This window comes from Loktanella sp. S4079 (assembly GCF_000967725.1).
Classification (GTDB): Bacteria; Pseudomonadota; Alphaproteobacteria; order Rhodobacterales; family Rhodobacteraceae; genus Yoonia.
This window is the reverse complement of the sequence record NZ_JXYE01000002.1, coordinates 1,443,567-1,461,781: the sequence shown is the minus strand read 5'-3', so window position 1 is coordinate 1,461,781 and position 18,215 is coordinate 1,443,567. Positions and strand designations below refer to the sequence as shown.

Sequence of the window (18,215 nt, the reverse complement as noted above, 5' to 3'; positions counted from 1 at the left end):
CTTGTGACTTAGGACGTCCAGCGCCGTGAGTGGTAAGCGGATGCTTGGGAACGCGGATTGCCCTTTTATGAAAGCTCGCGAGTAGAGCTCGCCTTATGTAGTTCTTTCAGTATCTTAGTGAAGCCGCGCGCAACTGATTAAAGCCATCAGGTGAGGGGGCGCGCGCGGCTTCCGGGGGAGGTCGGCCGTGTGCGTTGTGTTTTGGTCATTCTGTTATCGCTAGAGTGTTTTATTGAACCAGGCTGAGTGCTGGGCGCGATTGGATTGGGCTTGTTTGAATAGTTTGAATTTCATCAGCAATAACGCAAAGGTCTGCAGCAATACCGACCAAGGGTCTTTCGGGTGTATTTGTACGCGAAGCGTTTACCCGCATTAGATAAATTGACAGGTCTTGAAGCACTTGGCGGGCTTCTTCTAGGGCGTCTCGGCAAACTGTGTCCACTTGTAAATCCTCCACACTGTCTCGTTGGTGTAATAAAAATATGTGCCACTAGCACATAAAAGTCAACGAATGAAATTCAAACACTGGAATTTAACCGATTAGGTAATTGATTTCAGTATGTTCATTAGTTCATTTTTTCGGAAAGGTTTCTGTAAAAAGTGTACCGCGCCGCTGATTTGCCCCACAGCGTGAGTCGATTCGATTGAAAACTTGCCATCGCCGCCGGAAATCAGGACGGCTGGAACGTCAGGACGCTTTGTCGCGAGCAGATCCAGCAGGCCTGTTGCATTGTCGTAGCCAAGCCAAAAATCGACCAGCGCCACGTCAAAGTTCTCGGAGCTGTTAATGAACTCGACAGCCTCTGCTTCGTTGCTGGTGACTTTGACAGTATAGTCCGAACCGTCCATCATCTTTACGATCAAGGTCGATATGTTCGGATCGTCGTCAATTAGCAGGATTGACTTCATTGTCGCTTACATCCTCTGGAGTAGGGTACATGGCAAGTGATCGCACGAGTTTCACGAATATCTGCTGATCATCCTCAGGGAGGTTGTCAATACGGGACGCAATTCCCAGAATTGGATCTGATTCCAGCGCATCATGACCAGCTGGAGTGAGTTTTAATGTCTTGCTTCGCGCGTCTTGTAAATTCGCAATTTGTTCAACAAGCCCTCGCTTGACGAGGGTGGAAATGGCGCGAACCACTGGCCCATGTGTCAGGCCGAGAAAGCTCGCGAGCATACTCATTGTACACTGTGCATCTGGTGTCCGCTGAAGATACCGAAGGATTGACCACTGAAGCGGTTGAATCGCAGTCGATGATCTCTTCGTATATGTTTCGCGCACAATCTTTTCGATTAGAATAGCAGCGGCAAAGTTGCTTTGCATGAGTAGGTACCATCTTAAGGTTGCAATTCTGCGTCGTCAATGGCGCAGTCGCCCATCTGAATGTGCAATAAAATTACGTCTATGGCAAATGAGTGACGTCAAGGTAAACTTGGGCCAAGATTCATGAGAAACACTGAGTTGCCTCAAAACTAGACATAATTCATCTAGGGGTTGATTTACCTGATCAAGTGATACTGACTAGAATAGGTATATTCGTGATGGTGTTTCTTGATGGTCCTATACGTTCTTGAAAACGTAGCGCTGTTAATTTTGGCGGGGGTTGGAATATTTTTCATCCTCTCTGGCGACCCGACCGGCAAACCAAGATTAGGCAGGCATTTTCTGATCGGGCTTGTGATGGGCTTGATTGTTCTGATCGTGTCATCAGACGCCTATGTCACCGAGACAATGCATGCGCCGTTGGATTCGCGCATGGGGCCGCTGGTCTATGCGGGGTTTTTGGGTGGACCTGTCGCAGCAGGTGTTGCGGCGTTTATCGGATCACTTGCCGAAATTAGTGCGGACGGCACGCTGCTGTCACTTGGCTTTGTTTATGGTCTTGCGACGGCGCTGGTTGGCTGCATTGTTGCGCGTATCATCAAGCATGACCCGCGCGAGAATGTTCCTCATATCACCGTTTGCTATCTGATGTTGGGGGCTTTGTTGGTTCAGTTCACGACGCTGATGTTTGTGAACCAACGTGGCGTAATTGATGACCCACCTGGGCTATTCTCCATTTTGTTTATGTCGCTTGCAAATGTGATGACAATTCCGGTGATGCATATCATCGTTGAGTTCGCCAAGTCGGTCGCAGCATCATCGGTCGCAGCGCGCGAGAATGCGCGTCGGTTGCAGCTCGCTACGGATGTCTCGCAGATTGGAATCCTCGAGCGGACAGCGGGCAGCGAAATAGCCACATATGATGCTGGGTTTGCGCGAATTCAGGGGCTAAGTGCTGGTGGGGGGACCATATCTATTGGTCGTGCACGCTCTTTGATTCATCCATCAGATCAACCAGAAGTGGTTCGCGCCATCCGCAATGTATGGGCGGGAAATCCGCCGACGGCACCGATCGTGTTTCGGTTGATGCGTCCAAACGGCGAAATACGCCATGTTCAAGTGAGCTGGGCGATTGAACCTCAGGGTGCTGCCAAAGTCGAACGAGCGCGCGCCATCTACTTGGATGTCACCGACGTCAATCACTTGTTGCGCCAAAAAGAAGATGCCGAAAACCGGTTGAGCCAGATCATCGAAAACCTACCAGTTGCGTTTCTCAGCTTTGAAATTTCTGCAGATAAAAAGGTGAGTTTTAAGTACATCAGCCCCAATTGCGGTACGATTTGGGGATATACAGAGGCTGATCTATCGCAAAACCCCGAACTCTTTGAACAGATGGTCGAGCCTAAGGATTTGCCAAAGCTTTTGCGCGCAATCAGCTTTACCGCCGAAACCCTAGAGCCACTACGCGAACGCATCACCATCAAGACAAAATCGAACGAGATTAAACACCTTGATGCACGTGCGAATGTCACCAGCATGGTTGATGGGCGCGTCCAGATTGACAGCTTTATCTTGGATGTTACCGCAGAATTTGAAACCCAGCAAAAGCTGGAAAAGCAGATCGCGGTTTCGCAACAAGCCCAGAAAAACGAAGCCATCGGTCAGCTGACGGGTGGTGTTGCGCATGATTTCAATAACCTGCTTGCGATCATCATCGGGAATATTGAGCTGCTTTTGGACGGTCTAAGCGACCCTGAGCAACGCGAACTTGCCAATGCAGCCATGACCGCAGGTGAAAAAGGGGCTGATCTGACACGAAGCTTGCTGGCCTTCGCGCGTAAATCTGCGCTGGTCCCAAGCGTTGTTGATCTGAATAAAACTGTCTTGGAAATCCAAAAATGGACAACCCGGACTATTCCCCCAAATATTGAGATTGAAACTACCCTATTAGAAGACCTCTGGCATGTCACAGCGGATCCGGGTGCGACCGAGAGCGCTTTGTTGAATCTGATCTTGAATGCGCGCGATGCCATCTCAGAGCGCGGCAAAATTACCATCGAAACAAGTAATATCGTAATTCATAGCGGCGAGCTGGCGGCTTTTAGCGCAGAACTCGTCCCCGGGCGTTACGCATTGCTGACAGTGCGCGACGACGGTGAGGGTATCTCAAGCGAAACGATTAAAGAGATATTCGAACCATTCTTTACCACCAAAGCGGTTGGCGCGGGGTCGGGGCTTGGGCTGTCGATGGTGCAGGGCTTTATGCAACAATCGGGCGGCGCGGTTGAGATCAGTTCAAAGCTGGGGGTTGGCACGACCGTCCGTCTCTATTTCAGGGCGAGCGATAGTGAGGTGTCAGCAGAGACTGAAACCCCTGCGCCTGCGCTTAACGCCGAAAATCAAGAGCACATATTGATTGCTGAAGATGAAATTGACCTGCTGAGTGTTGTTTCAAATACCCTGCAAATGGCTGGTTATAGGGTGACTGCCGCGCACTCTGGGGACGAAGCATTGAGCCTGTTCCAAGCTGACCCAAGCTTTGACTTGCTTTTGACGGATGTGGTGATGCCGGGCAAACTGCGTGGCACTGAATTGGCCGATCAAGTCAGGCGGATCAACCCGGATTTGCCGGTCGTCTTCATGTCAGGATTTGCTGGAGATGCGACAGACCTGCATGATCGCGCTCGCCCCAGCGACATCAAATTGATGAAACCTGTGCAGCGCAGAGAGCTGCTCAGTGCCTTAGCAAAGGCGCTCGGCCGCTAGCGGTTCATTGGTCTTGGTCGAGCAGCTTCACCTCGCGTTGCGGGAACGGAATGCTGATGCCATTTTCATGAAAGGCATCCCACAGTGCCAAGAATACGTTCCCACGAATATTCGTCAGACCGCCGGTCGGGTCAGAGATCCAAAACCTAAGGATGTAATCGACCGAACTGTCGCCAAAGCCCACGATGTGGCACACGGTGGGGCGTGTCGATAAGACCCGATCAACGCTTTGGGCGGCTTCAATTGCGATCCGCCGCACGTCGTGCGGGTTGTCGCTATAGGAGGTGCCAAAATGGATGTCGAGCCGCACAAATTCATTGGAATGGGACCAATTCACCACTTGGCCGGTGATCAAATCCTCGTTCGGAATGAGGTATTCTTTGCCGTCACGCGTGACGACAGACACATAGCGCGCCCCCAATGCATTGATCCAGCCAAAAGTGTCCCCAAGACTAATGACGTCGCCCGGCTTAATGGATTTGTCCAAAAGGATGATCACGCCCGAGACTAGGTTCGATACGACTTTTTGGAGGCCAAAACCGAGACCAACACCGATGGCACCCGACAGCACGGCAAGCCCGGTTAAGTCGATTCCGATCGCTTTTACCCCAAAGTAAAAGGCGGCACCGTAAATTAAGATTTGTAGTGCTTTGATGATCAGCACCTGCATCGACGGGCTGATGTCTTGATTGCTGCGTATTTTGTTCGCAGTCGTCGTCGTAAAGAACCGCGCGAGACTAATCAGCACGCCCAAGATAACCAGTGATTGCACCACGAGCAGCAATGAAAAACGGATTTCGCCAACGGTAAATCCGGCGCTGTGCAAGAGCTGTTCTGCGGGATCAAGCAGACCCAATATGCGTAGGCTCACGTAAATCCACGCGCCATAGCGGACGGTTTTGCGCAGGAGTGGGCTCTTGATAAGTCGCGTTGCGAACACCACCGCAAGCCATGCGAATGACAGTGTTCCGATCAGACTAAGCAGATAACTGCGGCTATTCCACGTCACTTCGCGCATGATCGCGACGGTCAGCCAGATCAAAGCGACAAAGAAAATCGGGCGCAGTCTTTGGTAGATCACGACCAAAACCCGCATGCGCCATTTCGGCCAGTTGTGACGCGCAGCCATCCACGCACGAATGCGCGGGCCAAGCGTGACCTTTAGAACATGCGCAAGCGCGAACAGCCCTAGTGCAATCCCAATTTGATAGATGTTCCATGGGCGAACAAATGTATCCGCAAATTTGCTGACATAGCTAAATAGTTCGGTCCCAATAGACAGGACTTGTTCGAGTTGTGCATCGACATCAACGGCATTTGTTGGGTCGGTTTCGGGGCTATGATTTGCCATTTGCTCTGGAACTGATTGCAATTGAACCAGCTTTGCATGGGAAAACGCCGCGGGGCAAGCGCGCAGGGGCGAATTTTTGTTACCGCATGAGTAGAGCGAACAGCGGTCTTGCTAAGTTAGAAAGTGCGCGTTAACTCTCTGTTAATCGTTTAAATTGAATTGCCTTGAGGGATTTGGATGTACGTCACTTTGGCTGTGATTTTTGCCGCACTCGGAATCGCATTTATGGCGGTGCCCGAAGACGATGATGACGAAGCAACGACAGATGGGGAAATTCGTGGAAGCAAGGGTGATGACGATATTGTCGGAACTGACGGCGACGACACGATCCTAAGCTGGGCAGGTAACGACCACATCGCAGGCGGTGACGGAAACGATGAAATACGCCCGGGACCCGGCGATGACGTCGTCTATGGTGGGAACGGTCAGGACTGGATCGTAAAAAGCCCCGGCGACGATGTGCTACATGGTCAAGTTGGACGCGACCGCATCTTTGGTGGTGCGGGTGACGACTATATTGACGGTGGATATGGTTCCGACACGCTGGGTGGAAACGAGGGCAATGACACCATCCTTGGGGGCTTTGATGCTCGTTTGGAAGATGGTGCGCTAGTGCCGGCAGCAGACGCGACCGATGACATCAGCGGCGGCGATGGTGACGATACCATCTACATCTGGGGCGGTGACGGCGAAGCCCGCGGCGACGATGGTGCCGACGATCTGATCTTGGTCACTGGGTCCGCAACGCTCGAGGCGGGCGCTGGGCTTGGCGATGATTTTTATGTTCTTGCCAATGTTACCGATGCGCAGTTGTCAGAGGCGACCATCACCGACTTTGACCCATCGCGGGACACGCTGACCCTGACTGTCGATCACGTGCCCGAAGGTGGCACATTGCCTGACGTAGATGTGACCATGACCGAAACCACCGTCGATGGCGTCAGTGGCGTGCGGGTTGAGGCGGTCTATACCGGTGACGGAGATACCCCAGCAGAATCCGAAGGTGCCGTCGCGTTCTTGCAAGGTATGACCATTGAACTGTTGAGCCCCGCGAATATCGCGGTTGTGTCAACAGAAGAGGCCGATCTGTTTGACCCAGAAGCGACAATGGGGAACCTCGTCGCCTAAATTTTACGGCGTTTAAGCATCTGCATAGCAACGAGTCCCCTTGCGAGACTCGTTGGCCATGTGTATCTGGACGCTTATGAAACAGGTTTTTGATATGGATGACCGCGCCCGCCTTCCATGGCGTTTTTTTGGCGCGAGCTGCACGATCCTAGCTCGGGGCTAACCCCTCGCCAAATCCGCACGCCTGAAGACATCTGAAAATTTGACACGGGAGAGGTCCATGTCCCCCAAAACGCTCTATGATAAAATCTGGGACGCTCATGTCGCCCATGAAGCCGAAGACGGCACCTGTTTGCTGTATATCGACCGCCATCTGGTACACGAAGTGACCAGCCCACAGGCCTTTGAAGGTCTGCGTATGGCTGGCCGTAAGGTGCGCCAACCTAGCCAGACAATTGCTGTGCCCGATCACAACGTGCCGACCACGCTGGATCGCGACAATGCTGATAACATGACCGAAGACAGCCGCATTCAGGTTGCGGCACTTGACAGCAACGCCAAGGAATTTGGGATCAACTACTACCCGGTGACTGACGTGCGTCAGGGCATCGTGCACATCGTTGGCCCAGAGCAGGGTTGGACGCTGCCCGGTATGACCGTTGTTTGTGGTGATAGCCACACGGCGACCCACGGTGCCTTTGGTGCATTGGCGCATGGTATCGGTACATCCGAGGTAGAGCACGTTCTGGCCACGCAGACGCTGATCCAGAAAAAATCTAAAAACATGAAGGTCGAAGTCACAGGCAAGCTGCGCCCCGGTGTCACTGCCAAAGACATCACGCTGGCGATCATCGGCGCAACCGGCACCGCTGGTGGTACTGGCTATGTCATCGAATACTGCGGCGAAGCGATCCGTGACCTTTCCATGGAAGGCCGGATGACCGTGTGTAACATGGCAATCGAAGGTGGCGCACGCGCTGGCCTGATCGCGCCAGACGAAAAGACTTATGAGTACTGCAAAGGTCGCCCTCATGCGCCAAAAGGCGAAGATTGGGACAAAGCGGTCGCTTATTGGAAGACTCTGTTCACCGACGAAGGCGCGCATTTCGACAAGGTCGTGACACTCAAGGGCGAAGATATTGCGCCTGTCGTAACCTGGGGTACATCGCCCGAAGACGTGCTGCCAATTGATGCGCTGGTTCCATCGCCTGACCAGTTCTCGGGTGGTAAAGTTGGCGCAGCACAACGTTCTATCGAATACATGGGTTTGGAAGTTGGCCAAAAACTGACCGACATCGAAATCGACACAGTCTTTATCGGGTCTTGCACAAACGGTCGTATCGAAGATTTGCGTGCCGCCGCTGCAGTGCTGAAAGGCAAAAAGATCAAAGACGGTCTGCGGGCAATGGTTGTTCCGGGGTCCGGTCTTGTTCGTGCCCAAGCCGAAGAAGAAGGCCTTGCCGATATCTTCAAAGAGGCTGGCTTTGAATGGCGTCTCGCTGGGTGTTCCATGTGTCTTGCGATGAACCCAGACCAACTGGCACCGGGTGAGCGTTGCGCATCCACATCGAACCGCAACTTCGAAGGCCGCCAAGGCTATCAAGGTCGGACACACCTGATGTCGCCTGCAATGGCTGCGGCTGCTGCACTGACTGGTCACCTGACGGACATTCGGGAACTGATGTAGTGAAGCTGGGATCGGGTCTGATCATGATGTTTGTTGCCGTTAGTCTGTCTGCGTGCGGGTGTTACAACCCCACAGGCTATTGCGGCGATAACATCCCAGACCCCGATCGCGTTGGTGGGCCAAATTGGATGCTGGAAACCTCTGCGACAGAGCGAACAGCCTATATGCAGGCAGAGTGCGCTGAGTTGCCTGACGTCTTTCTTCAGGGTCGCTCACAGACGCAATGCGTGCGTGACAAGACCCGCGAAGGTGTCAGGGAAGCGTGTAAATCACGTTTCTTGCCAATTCAGCGTGTCGATGACGCCACCCGCCAGCAGGCCTATCAGACTATATATGAATGTGAACGCCAGGTACTCCGCCAGCACGGGCTAACGAGCCCCGGTTTGCTGGCGTGACAAGCAAAGGATAAACAAATGCAAAAATTCACCAAACTGACCGGCATCGCGGCACCGCTGCCCTTGGTCAACATCGACACCGATATGATCATCCCCAAGCAGTTCCTTAAGACCATCAAGCGGTCTGGCTTGGGCGCGAACCTCTTTGACGAAATGCGGTTCGACCGTGAAGGTAACGAAATCCCCGATTTCGTTCTGAACAAACCACAGTATCGCGAAACGCAAATCTTGGTCGCTGGCGACAACTTTGGTTGCGGATCATCGCGCGAACACGCACCTTGGGCGATCGCTGACTTTGGGATCACTTGCGTGATTTCGACTTCATTCGCCGACATCTTTTATAACAACTGCTTTAAGAACGGCATCCTGCCCATCGTTCTGCCCCAAGAGCAGGTCGACGTGTTGATGAAAGACGCGGAAAAAGGGTCGAACGCGCGGATCGAAGTTGACTTGGAAGAGCAAAAGATCACCTCGTCCGACGGTGACGTATTTACGTTCGAAGTCGACGAGTTCAAGAAACACTGCCTGCTGAACGGTCTTGATGATATTGGCCTGTCGCTTGAAAAAGTAGCCTCGATTGACAGCTTTGAAGCCAAGGCAAGCGCGGAGCGCCCCTGGGTCTAAGACTGCGTTAATTATTGCACAAAGAGCCTCGCAATCTTGCGAGGCTCTTTTGTTTTTGGATCTAGAATCGCATTGCAAGCCCTGCTGTTTGTCACCTATAGCGGGCGTGATTACAGATGCTGACTTAAGCGGATTTCAACCTATTCACGTCATCACCTTGTCGAAAGCACCTCAAAACCTGTGACGTCTTGGGGCTATTGTGTTTAAATGTTGTACAATTGGTCAAGTTATCGTTTCATTCAGAAACGCTGCTTACCTTCGGATCTATGGCTGATCTAAGTATAGGAATTGAAAAATTGTTCTCTCGGCTGCCTTCAGCAATTGTTCGGGCCATAATGGTGGTGATCCTTGTGATCATGCCGTCGTTGATTATGTATCAAAGCGGATCAAACAGTATTGAAATCGTTGGCCTATTTGCAATTTTCGCGGCTGTATTTACGGCAATAGAATACGCAAGCAAGAGCCCAAGTTTGGTCGAGTTTCGCGATGCGCCACCGTTCAACCGGGTGCGGTTCTCGACATTGTTTGCTACGGTTCTATGCCTGTCGGTGATCTTTCGCGGGTATGATGACCCTTCGCTGATTACAGAGTTTTTTCAGCAAAGTGGGTCCAGCATTGGGGAAACAATCGACTTTCCATACTCTCCTGTGCGCTTGATGGTTTTGGCGCTTCCGCAAGATGCTCCTGCGGATCTGGTCCAGCGCGTGCGAGATGGCGCTGGCCTAAGCTATCTAGTTTCGATCTTTGCGATCGTTTGGTTTGTCATAGTCTTGCGGCTACGGCAGTGGCCCCGGCGGGATGAGCCGTTTAATGTATGGGTAAATCTTCCCACGTTTGATCCATCCGCAAGTGATAATGTGGTTCATCGGCTCGAACGCGACGGTCGCATTAACGTTATATTAGGCTTCTTGCTGCCATTCTTGGTGCCGGCGGTGCTTAAGCTCCTTGCAAATCTTGGGACGCCGGTCGCACTGGACGATATGCATACGCTAGTTTGGATGATCACCGCATGGGCGTTTTTGCCAGCAAGCATCTTGATGCGCGGTGTCGCGCTCAGCCGGGTGGCCCAGATGATCCGGCGTCAACGGGAAATGGCGCATCAACGCGCTACTTCCGAAGGTGTCTTGCTGGTCTAATCCTTGTTTTCTGGCCCTTCGCCATTGTGGCCGAGAGCTATACGGTCGCGAGTTTTGCTGCGCCGCTCAGCCGCCGTGGTCCGGGTTTGTTACTGCGCGATCTTACACGTGGTGAGGACCCGCAAATTCAGGCAATCGTAAATGAAATTCTGTCGGTGCAGCCTGATATTCTGGTGCTTACGGACTTTGACTATGATCTAGATGGCGTTGCTATGAACGCCTTTGCCGCGTTGATCGGCAATTATCCCTATCAATTCGCCGCCAGACCTAATGCGGGGCTACCCACTGGATTTGATGCTGATGGCAATGGGCGCCTTGGCGAAGCGCGAGATGCGCAAGGCTATGGAGAGTTTGCAGGCGACGGTGGTATCGCGATCCTATCTCGTTTTCCAATTGGTGATGTCACAGACTTGACCGCGCTATTGTGGAAAGACATGCCCGGCGCAGTCTTGCCGCCAATGTCAGAGCTGCAACGCGATAGCCAGCGCCTGTCATCGACTAACCACTTAATTGTTCCAATCGAGTTACCAGATGGGGCGCTGAACCTGCTCGCCTTTGCGGCAACGCCGCCCGTGTTTGATGGGCCAGAGGATCGTAACGGACTACGTAATCGTGATGAATTGCGTCTCTGGACGCATGTTTTGAACGGTGCATTTGGACCGTCCCCTGCGAGTTTTGTCGTTGCTGGCAACGCAAATCTAGACCCATATGCTGGCAACGGACATCGTGATGCGATGGTACAATTCCTTGCGGATCCGCGATTGCAAGATCCACTTCCGCAACAAGCAACGGCATATTGGTCCAGCCGACCTGAACTCGGGCCGCTGCGGGTCAGCTATGTGCTGCCCGCAGCTGAATGGGTTGTCATGGATGCGGGCGTCACGCCCAGCATTGGATCACAGCATAATCACCCGATGCCCGCGGGACCGCATGCGTTGGTCTGGGTTAAGATCCGCGGGCACCCCAGCTAACAAGACCGTCTTGAGGTCGGTTGGTTGAAAATCAGGAAGGAGCTGATTGAATTTCGTTCCTGAAATCGTATGAGGCATCGAGTACAGATAGCGCATTTCTGACATTTCGCGCCCCAGTTCCCACACCAGAGACAGCAGCCGCATCACCCCCCACGGAAATCGCTTTGCGCGCAGGGCATAGCCAAGATGCTGTTCAACTTGTTTCTTGAGCGTTGCCCCTGTGAACGCATGGCCGGGGAAGGGGATGTCATTGAATTGTCCTAATGTGTGACGCCGCTCGGCCAGCATAACGGCCGCGCGTGCCCAATCGGGCATGTAGCAATACGCCTGAATCGCGGCTGGATCGCCGACATGGATGAATTGCCCCTTGCGGATATTACGCAGGCTCCCGACTGACATAAAGTCACCGTTACCGTCTGGATCAATAAAATTACCAGCGCGTAAAAGGATCACCTGCACGCCGCTCTCCGCATAGGATTTTTCCATAGCGACGCGGATTTTGCCTTTGCGGGTGTGGGGCTTTTGTTCGGTGTTTTCGTCAAAAACGCCGGGTTGATTGCCAAAATTATAGATGCTTCCCGGGACAATAACCGTTGCCCCGCTGCTGCGTGCGGCGGCGATTACTTGATTGGTGATTTCGGGAATTAGAGTTTTCCAATTGTGGTACATCGGCGGATTTAGCCCGTTTACGATGACATCGGCGCCCTCGGCGGCGTGGCTCATGTTGTCGGCATGGCGATTGAATTGTCGAACGGTCCACCCGGCGCGGGCAAAGGCCGTTGTGGCATGGCTACCGATTTTGCCGCGCCCGCCGAGGATCAAAACAGTTTTAGTCATGGTTATCTCCATTTGGGTTGATGACCAAAAGATGATCCATTCATCAATGCTGATGAATTGCCAAAGGTTGCAGGGCATGTATTCATTTCTGAATGGAGAAGAACATTTCAGAAGTGGATTGGGCCCTTGTTCAGGTCTTTTTGGCTGTCGCCGAAACGGGCAGCCTATCTGCAGCGGCACGATTTTTAGGGGCGAGCCAACCGACCGTCGGGCGTCAAATCCGGGCGCTGGAAGAGCAATTGGATGCTGATTTGTTTCACCGTCACACCCGAGGTTTTGGTTTGACTGAAACTGGTGTCGGCTTGGTTGAACCGGCCCGACAGATGCGTGCGGCGGTGCAGCAGATTGCGCTACGGGCGGCAGGTCAACAGGCCAGTCTGGCGGGCACGGTACGGATATCAGCTAGTGTGGCGATGGCGGCAGATCATTTGCCGGCGATTATCGCCGGCATTCGCATAGATGAACCCGATATCGAAATTGAATTGGTTCCGACCGATGACACGCAAAACCTGCTCTATCGCGAGGCTGATATTGCGGTGCGCATGTTCCGGCCAACGCAGTTGGATTTGGTGACAAAACACATTGGCGATCTACAAATTGGCATGTTTGCAGCGCACTCCTATTTGCAGCGGCGCGGGGTACCGCAAACCGTCGAAGAATTATTGACGCATGACTTTGTCGGTTATGACCGCAGCCGAATGATTATTGACGGTATGCGCGCGGTGGGGATCGAGGTCGACCGCACGTTTTTCCGCACACGTTGCGATCATCACGGGACCTATTGGGAATTGGTCAAATCCGGCTGCGGGATCGGATTTGCACAAGAAGTGATCGGTAATAATGATCCGAATGTTGCACCGATTAAGATTGATCTTGCGTTGCCACACCTGCCGATCTGGCTCACTGCGCACGAGGCAATGCGGCAAACGCCGCGAATTCGTCGTGTTTGGGACCTGCTAGAGCAGGGTCTGAGGCCCTTGGTATCTTGAACCTTTGGGCGTGTCAGGCTAGGCCGTTGACAACATTTTCAACCAAGGACCAGACATATGGCAAACCCCTCTCTTTTGATCCTCGCCGGTGACGGCATCGGCCCCGAAGTCATGGACGAGGTTAAGCGGATTATCGGCTGGTTCGGCGATAAGCGCGGTGTTGCTTTTGACGTGTCCGAGGACCTGGTTGGTGGCGCGGCTTATGATGCGCACGGCGTTCCTTTGCACGACGATACCATGGCCAAAGCCCAAGAGGTTGATGCCGTTCTGCTTGGCGCTGTCGGCGGCCCGAAATACGACGATCTTGATTTCAGCGTAAAGCCAGAGCGCGGCCTGCTGCGCCTTCGCAAAGAAATGGATCTGTTCGCCAACCTGCGCCCAGCCCAGTGTTTTGATGCGCTCGCTGATTTCTCGTCTCTGAAGCGTGATATCGTGTCCGGTCTAGACATTATGATCGTGCGCGAATTGACATCCGGTGTCTATTTTGGCGAGCCACGCGGCATCCACATGGAAGAAAACATGCGCGTGGGCGTGAACACGCAACGCTACACCGAGGCCGAGATCGAACGCGGCGCACGTGCTGCATTTGAACTGGCGATGAAACGCGACAAGCGCCTTTGCTCGATGGAAAAAGCAAACGTGATGGAATCTGGCATTCTGTGGCGTGATGTTGTCACCGAGGTGCATGCCGATTACCCAGAGGTGGAACTATCGCACATGTATGCTGACAACGGCGCGATGCAGCTTGTACGCGCGCCAAAGCAGTTTGACGTGATCTATACCGACAACCTGTTTGGTGACATTCTGTCTGACTGTGCGGCGATGCTGACTGGTTCGCTGGGCATGCTGCCATCGGCAAGCCTTGGCGTGCCGATGGAAAACGGCCGTCCAAAGGCAATGTACGAACCAGTTCACGGTTCTGCGCCTGACATCGCCGGCCAAGGTAAAGCGAACCCAATCGCGTGCATTCTGTCCTTTGCAATGGCGCTGCGCTATTCGTTTGACCTGGGCGCAGAGGCTGATCGCCTCGAGGCTGCCATCGAAAAAGTTCTGGCCGATGGCGCGCGTACAGGTGACCTGATGGGGCCAGAAGGCGGCACGCCGCTTTCGACAACTCAGATGGGTGACGCGATCTTGGGCGCATTGGACGCCTCTTTGTAATCCAAAACATAGTGCACCCCGCATTTGGGGTGCCTGCGCATTTTTCAGCCCGTGGGTGTCTGATCTGGTCATTTAAATGATCCGCTGATCTTGACACCTGCGGGCTATCGTTTTCTGTCAGTAAGTAATTCAACAAACGAAAGTTTCACTATGCCAGCCAATGCCAAAGGTGCGCTGCTCGCTCTGATCGCTTTTGCCGTGTTCGCGACGCATGACGTGATCATTAAGGTGCTCGGCGCGACGTATTCGCCATTTCAGATCGTGTTCTTTAGCGTATTGCTGAGCTTTCCCTTGGCAACGCTCATGATGATGCGCGATGCAAAGCCGGGTACTCTCGTACCGGTTCATCCATGGTGGATGGCGCTGCGGACAGGGGCGGCAACCGTGACAGGTGTCGCGGCCTTTTATGCGTTCTCGGTACTGCCATTGGCGCAGGTCTACGCGATTTTATTCGCGACACCTTTGTTGATTACGGTCTTGGCGATCCCTGTATTGGGAGAAACGGTCCGTTTGCGCCGCTGGATTGCCGTTCTGGTCGGCCTTGCGGGTGTTTTAGTGGTCTTGCGCCCCGGGCAGACCCCGTTGACGGCTGGGCACCTTGCCGCCTTGGCATCGGCGATTTGTGGGGCTGTGGCCTCTATTGTGGTGCGTAAAATCGGCTCCGAGGAACGCCCCATTGTCATGCTCATCTATCCGATGGTTGCAAACTTTGTCCTGATGGGGCTGGCGATGCCGTTTGTTTATGAACCCATGCCGATCACGCATTTAGGGATGCTCGGAGTGATCGCGCTATTTGCGTGGATCGCGAGTTTTCTGGTTATTTTGGCGTATCAGGCAGGCGAAGCGGCGATCATTGCCCCGATGCAATATAGCCAGATCATTTGGGCGACGATCTTTGGCTTGGTGTTTTTTGATGAAACGATGGATCTGTTCACAGGCGTCGGTGCGGCAATCATCATCGCGAGCGGCCTGTATATCGTGCTACGCGAAAGCCGGGGGCGTTCAGAGAACACGCCCGTGCTGCGGAACCGGTCCCGCACAGTGACGGGCGCGGGACCGCGTGTCAGCCTGTTCATGCGTGCCCTCGGTCAGACGCCGCCACGCCAAGACGAAAGCACAAACTGATCAGCGTTACTGTCTGGCCTCTGGCGGCGCAAAACTATCGGCAGAGGCGCGCGCCCAGCGTTCCCGATACACAATGTGATCATCCCCAGCACTGAGCAAGAAGCCTTCGGGGAGATAGTTGTAGACATCGTTTGCTTCGGTCATCTGGCCATCGCCCCGGCGTGTCATAAAGTGATAGGGCAAAAAGCCGCTTGGGTCGTGTAGACCCGCAGCCCCAGCCATTTCACCCAATGCCTTGAGGGTGTTGCGATGAAACCTTGCGACACGTTCGCTTTTGTCTCCCACATCCAATGCTTTTTGGCGCAGGGGATCTTGGGTCGCGACACCCACCGGGCAATGGTTTGTGTGACAGGCCTGTGCCTGAATGCAGCCGATCGCAAACATAAAGCCACGGGCAGAGTTGCACCAATCTGCGCCAAGCGACAGCGCGCGCGCAATGTCAAAGGCACTGACGACCTTGCCGCCTGCACCGACTTTGACCTGATCGCGAATGCCTGCACCGCGCAGCGTGTTATGCACAAAGGTCAGCCCTTCGGTCATGGGCATGCCGACGTGGTTTGCGAACTCAAGAGGTGCCGCACCTGTCCCGCCTTCGGAACCGTCCACAACGATGAAATCGGGGACGATACCAGTTTCAAGCATGGCTTTGACCATACACATGAATTCGCGGCGGTGACCGATACAGAGTTTGAAACCAACAGGCTTGCCGCCCGAAAGTTCACGCAATTGACCGATAAATGCCATCAGCTCTAGCGGGGTGGAAAATGCGCTATGACCAGCAGGTGAAATGCAGTCAACACCCATCGGAATGTCACGCGCCTCGGCGATTTCTGTTGTGATCTTCGACGCTGGCAGCATGCCACCATGTCCCGGCTTCGCGCCTTGGCTAAGCTTGATTTCGATCATCTTGACTTGATCATCAGCCGCTTGGGTCGCGAATTTTTCAGGGCTGAATGTCCCGTCATCATTGCGGCACCCAAAATAGCCGGACCCAATTTCATAAATCAAATCGCCGCCCGGCTGACGGTGGTAGCGGCTGATCCCGCCTTCACCTGTGTCGTGGGCGAAACCACCCATTTTCGCACCGGTATTCAGCGCCGTAATCGCATTTGCAGACAGTGACCCAAAGCTCATCGCCGAAATGTTATAGATCGAAGCACTATAGGGTTTTGCGCATTTGGGGCCGCCAATGTTGATCCGAAAGTCGGTATCGGAAAAATGCACCGGCTGAACCGAATGTGTGAGCCAAGAATACCCAGCTTCGTAGACTCGTTCATGTGACCCAAAGGGGCGCTTGTCCTCGACGCCCTTTGCACGCTGATACACCAGCGAACGTTGTTCGCGGCTAAAGGGCTGTTCGTCTTGGTCGCTTTCGATCAGGTATTGGCGAATCTCGGGGCGGATACCTTCAAAGAGGAAACGCATGTGCCCAATGACTGGGTAATTGCGCAAAATTGAATGCTTGTGCTGCCGCATATCGCGAATGCCAAGCCCCGTCAGCGCGAGAAAAAACAAGCACAGAAAGAACACCCAAGGATGCCAGAACGACACCACAAGCGTTATGATCGCCATCCCCGAAACAAACAAAAACGCACTATAACGTTCGAGTAAAAAATCACGCATGATGGCTCCTCTTGGCTGTCGAGGCTGATCTTACGGCGCAATTTATTGGTGCGAAAGGGGAAGTGAACCCAGTTTAGAAATTTGGGGTAACACCCGGCAATTCCAGTGCTTTGATCAGATCACGCAATTCCTGACGTGCTGCCACATTCGAGATATTCATCCCCTTGACGCCAATGTCACGCAGGTCCAGTAGGGTCAGTCCACGCGGGAATAGCTCGCGGAAGATGACGCGCTCGTTAAAGCCCGGCGCAACACGAAACCCGACCCGTTTGGCAAGTTTCGCCAAGGCGCGATGCATCTTTTCTTTGTTGACCATTGCCTGCGCACCAAGGCGGTTACGTACGACGATCCAGTCAATGGGCTTAAGTCCAGCCTGCGCCCGCAACTGACGCGCATTCCAGACCATTTCGGAATAGACAGACGGACCTGTGATCTCTTCTCCGTCGCTATCAACATGGGCAAGTAGGTCAAAGTCGATAAAACTGTCGTTGAGCGGCGTGATCAAAGTATCAGCAAGGCTATGCGCAACCTGACTAAGGCGCGTGTGCGACCCCGGACAATCAATCAAAATGAAATCATTGTCCTTTTCCATTTCGGTCACTGCCATAGACAGCCGGTGATCATAGGCATTTTCGCCCGGTTGCAGGCTTTGCTGGTCAATCTCGGGCAACTCACGATATCCGGGCGAGGGAAGCTCAAGCCCCTTTTCAGCCAAGAAATTATTCCGATTGGTAATATAACGCCCCAGCGTTTTTTGCCGTAGGTCAAGGTCCAGTGTACCAACACGATGCCCCATCCGTGCAAGCGCTGTCGCGACGTGCATTGATACGGTCGACTTGCCAGCGCCGCCTTTTTCGTTTCCCACAACAATGATATGTGCCACGCAGAGTTTCCCTACAGAATATGCTTTGCCACACTATATGATGTGGTCACGACGAGGGGAAGTGACCGACCTGCAGTTCCTGCGCATTTTCTTAGCACGGGTGCCTTGATTGATACACTGCTAAAGGTGACGCGAGGCTGTACTTGACAGTGGACGATCAAAGGCGCATGTGCAGCACAACCGATGCCACCTGCCGCGTGAGCAGAGCAAGACATAGCCGTCCTTTGCAACGCATCGTTTGATTTTAGGTTCCCACATCACGCAGGGGT

General features: G+C 53.4%; 16 protein-coding genes. 10 read left to right on the top strand and 6 right to left on the bottom strand.

All coding sequences use genetic code 11. From position 1 onward, the window contains the following. Positions 1-540: 540 nt before the first annotated feature. A complete protein-coding gene (locus tag TW80_RS08445; RefSeq protein ID WP_045996785.1) occupies positions 541-909 on the bottom strand; it encodes a response regulator in 369 nt (122 codons plus the stop codon). Next, entirely contained in the window at positions 887-1,330 is a 444-nt protein-coding gene (locus tag TW80_RS08440; RefSeq protein ID WP_052700917.1) for a MarR family winged helix-turn-helix transcriptional regulator, read from the bottom strand. Before TW80_RS08440 ends, TW80_RS08445 begins: the two co-directional genes overlap by 23 nt. Positions 1,331-1,561: 231 nt before the next feature. On the opposite strand from TW80_RS08440, the gene TW80_RS17620 reads away from it, so the two are divergent. Continuing rightward, positions 1,562-4,096 carry an ATP-binding protein gene (locus TW80_RS17620; protein ID WP_052700916.1) on the top strand — a complete coding sequence of 845 codons (2,535 nt, stop codon included), beginning with the start codon at positions 1,562-1,564 and terminating at the stop codon, positions 4,094-4,096. 4 nt (positions 4,097-4,100) lie between these two features. On the opposite strand, the gene TW80_RS08430 is transcribed toward TW80_RS17620, so the two are convergent. Next, positions 4,101-5,447 (bottom strand): mechanosensitive ion channel family protein, encoded by a 1,347-nt coding sequence (locus TW80_RS08430; RefSeq protein ID WP_045996784.1) that lies wholly within the window; start codon positions 5,445-5,447, stop codon positions 4,101-4,103. A 177-nt stretch (positions 5,448-5,624) separates the two neighbouring features. On the opposite strand from TW80_RS08430, the gene TW80_RS17615 reads away from it, so the two are divergent. The 6 genes from TW80_RS17615 to TW80_RS08400 all read left to right on the top strand — a co-directional run bounded on the left by TW80_RS17615 (position 5,625) and on the right by TW80_RS08400 (position 11,328). Further along, positions 5,625-6,575, top strand: coding sequence for a calcium-binding protein (locus tag TW80_RS17615; protein ID WP_052700915.1), 951 nt, complete (start codon positions 5,625-5,627; stop codon positions 6,573-6,575). Positions 6,576-6,795: 220 nt separating this feature from the next. Continuing rightward, complete coding sequence (leuC, locus tag TW80_RS08420) at positions 6,796-8,202, top strand: 3-isopropylmalate dehydratase large subunit (protein WP_045996783.1); 1,407 nt, start codon at positions 6,796-6,798, stop codon at positions 8,200-8,202. Then, on the top strand, positions 8,202-8,597 hold the full coding sequence (locus TW80_RS08415; RefSeq protein WP_045996782.1) for a hypothetical protein: 396 nt from the start codon (positions 8,202-8,204) through the stop codon (positions 8,595-8,597). The genes leuC and TW80_RS08415 overlap by 1 nt, the downstream gene beginning before the upstream one ends. A gap of 18 nt (positions 8,598-8,615) precedes the next feature. Further along, positions 8,616-9,221, top strand: a complete 606-nt coding sequence (leuD, locus tag TW80_RS08410; protein ID WP_045996781.1) for a 3-isopropylmalate dehydratase small subunit — start codon at positions 8,616-8,618, stop codon at positions 9,219-9,221. A 335-nt stretch (positions 9,222-9,556) separates the two neighbouring features. Next, positions 9,557-10,357 (top strand): membrane protein, encoded by an 801-nt coding sequence (locus TW80_RS08405; protein WP_045996780.1) that lies wholly within the window; start codon positions 9,557-9,559, stop codon positions 10,355-10,357. A 26-nt stretch (positions 10,358-10,383) separates the two neighbouring features. Further along, the gene (locus TW80_RS08400; RefSeq protein ID WP_239450519.1) at positions 10,384-11,328 is read left to right on the top strand and encodes an endonuclease/exonuclease/phosphatase family protein; all 945 of its coding nucleotides are present in this window, start codon (positions 10,384-10,386) and stop codon (positions 11,326-11,328) included. Here TW80_RS08400 and TW80_RS08395 read toward each other — a convergent pair. Continuing rightward, positions 11,254-12,165, bottom strand: coding sequence for an epimerase (locus TW80_RS08395; RefSeq protein ID WP_045997112.1), 912 nt, complete (start codon positions 12,163-12,165; stop codon positions 11,254-11,256). The two genes, TW80_RS08400 and TW80_RS08395, sit on opposite strands and share 75 nt — an antisense overlap. A 92-nt stretch (positions 12,166-12,257) precedes the next feature. On the opposite strand from TW80_RS08395, the gene TW80_RS08390 reads away from it, so the two are divergent. The 3 genes from TW80_RS08390 to TW80_RS08380 all read left to right on the top strand — a co-directional run bounded on the left by TW80_RS08390 (position 12,258) and on the right by TW80_RS08380 (position 15,440). Beyond that, complete coding sequence (locus TW80_RS08390) at positions 12,258-13,154, top strand: LysR family transcriptional regulator (protein ID WP_045996779.1); 897 nt, start codon at positions 12,258-12,260, stop codon at positions 13,152-13,154. A gap of 57 nt (positions 13,155-13,211) precedes the next feature. Then, on the top strand, positions 13,212-14,315 hold the full coding sequence (gene leuB / locus TW80_RS08385; RefSeq protein WP_045996778.1) for a 3-isopropylmalate dehydrogenase: 1,104 nt from the start codon (positions 13,212-13,214) through the stop codon (positions 14,313-14,315). Positions 14,316-14,465: 150 nt separating this feature from the next. Then, positions 14,466-15,440 carry a DMT family transporter gene (locus TW80_RS08380; protein WP_045996777.1) on the top strand — a complete coding sequence of 325 codons (975 nt, stop codon included), beginning with the start codon at positions 14,466-14,468 and terminating at the stop codon, positions 15,438-15,440. A 6-nt stretch (positions 15,441-15,446) separates the two neighbouring features. On the opposite strand, the gene TW80_RS08375 is transcribed toward TW80_RS08380, so the two are convergent. Next, on the bottom strand, positions 15,447-17,012 hold the full coding sequence (locus tag TW80_RS08375) for an FMN-binding glutamate synthase family protein (protein WP_446720134.1): 1,566 nt from the start codon (positions 17,010-17,012) through the stop codon (positions 15,447-15,449). Between the two features lie 124 nt (positions 17,013-17,136). Beyond that, a complete protein-coding gene (locus TW80_RS08370; protein WP_045996775.1) occupies positions 17,137-17,946 on the bottom strand; it encodes a division plane positioning ATPase MipZ in 810 nt (269 codons plus the stop codon). Between the last annotated feature and the right edge of the window lie 269 nt (positions 17,947-18,215).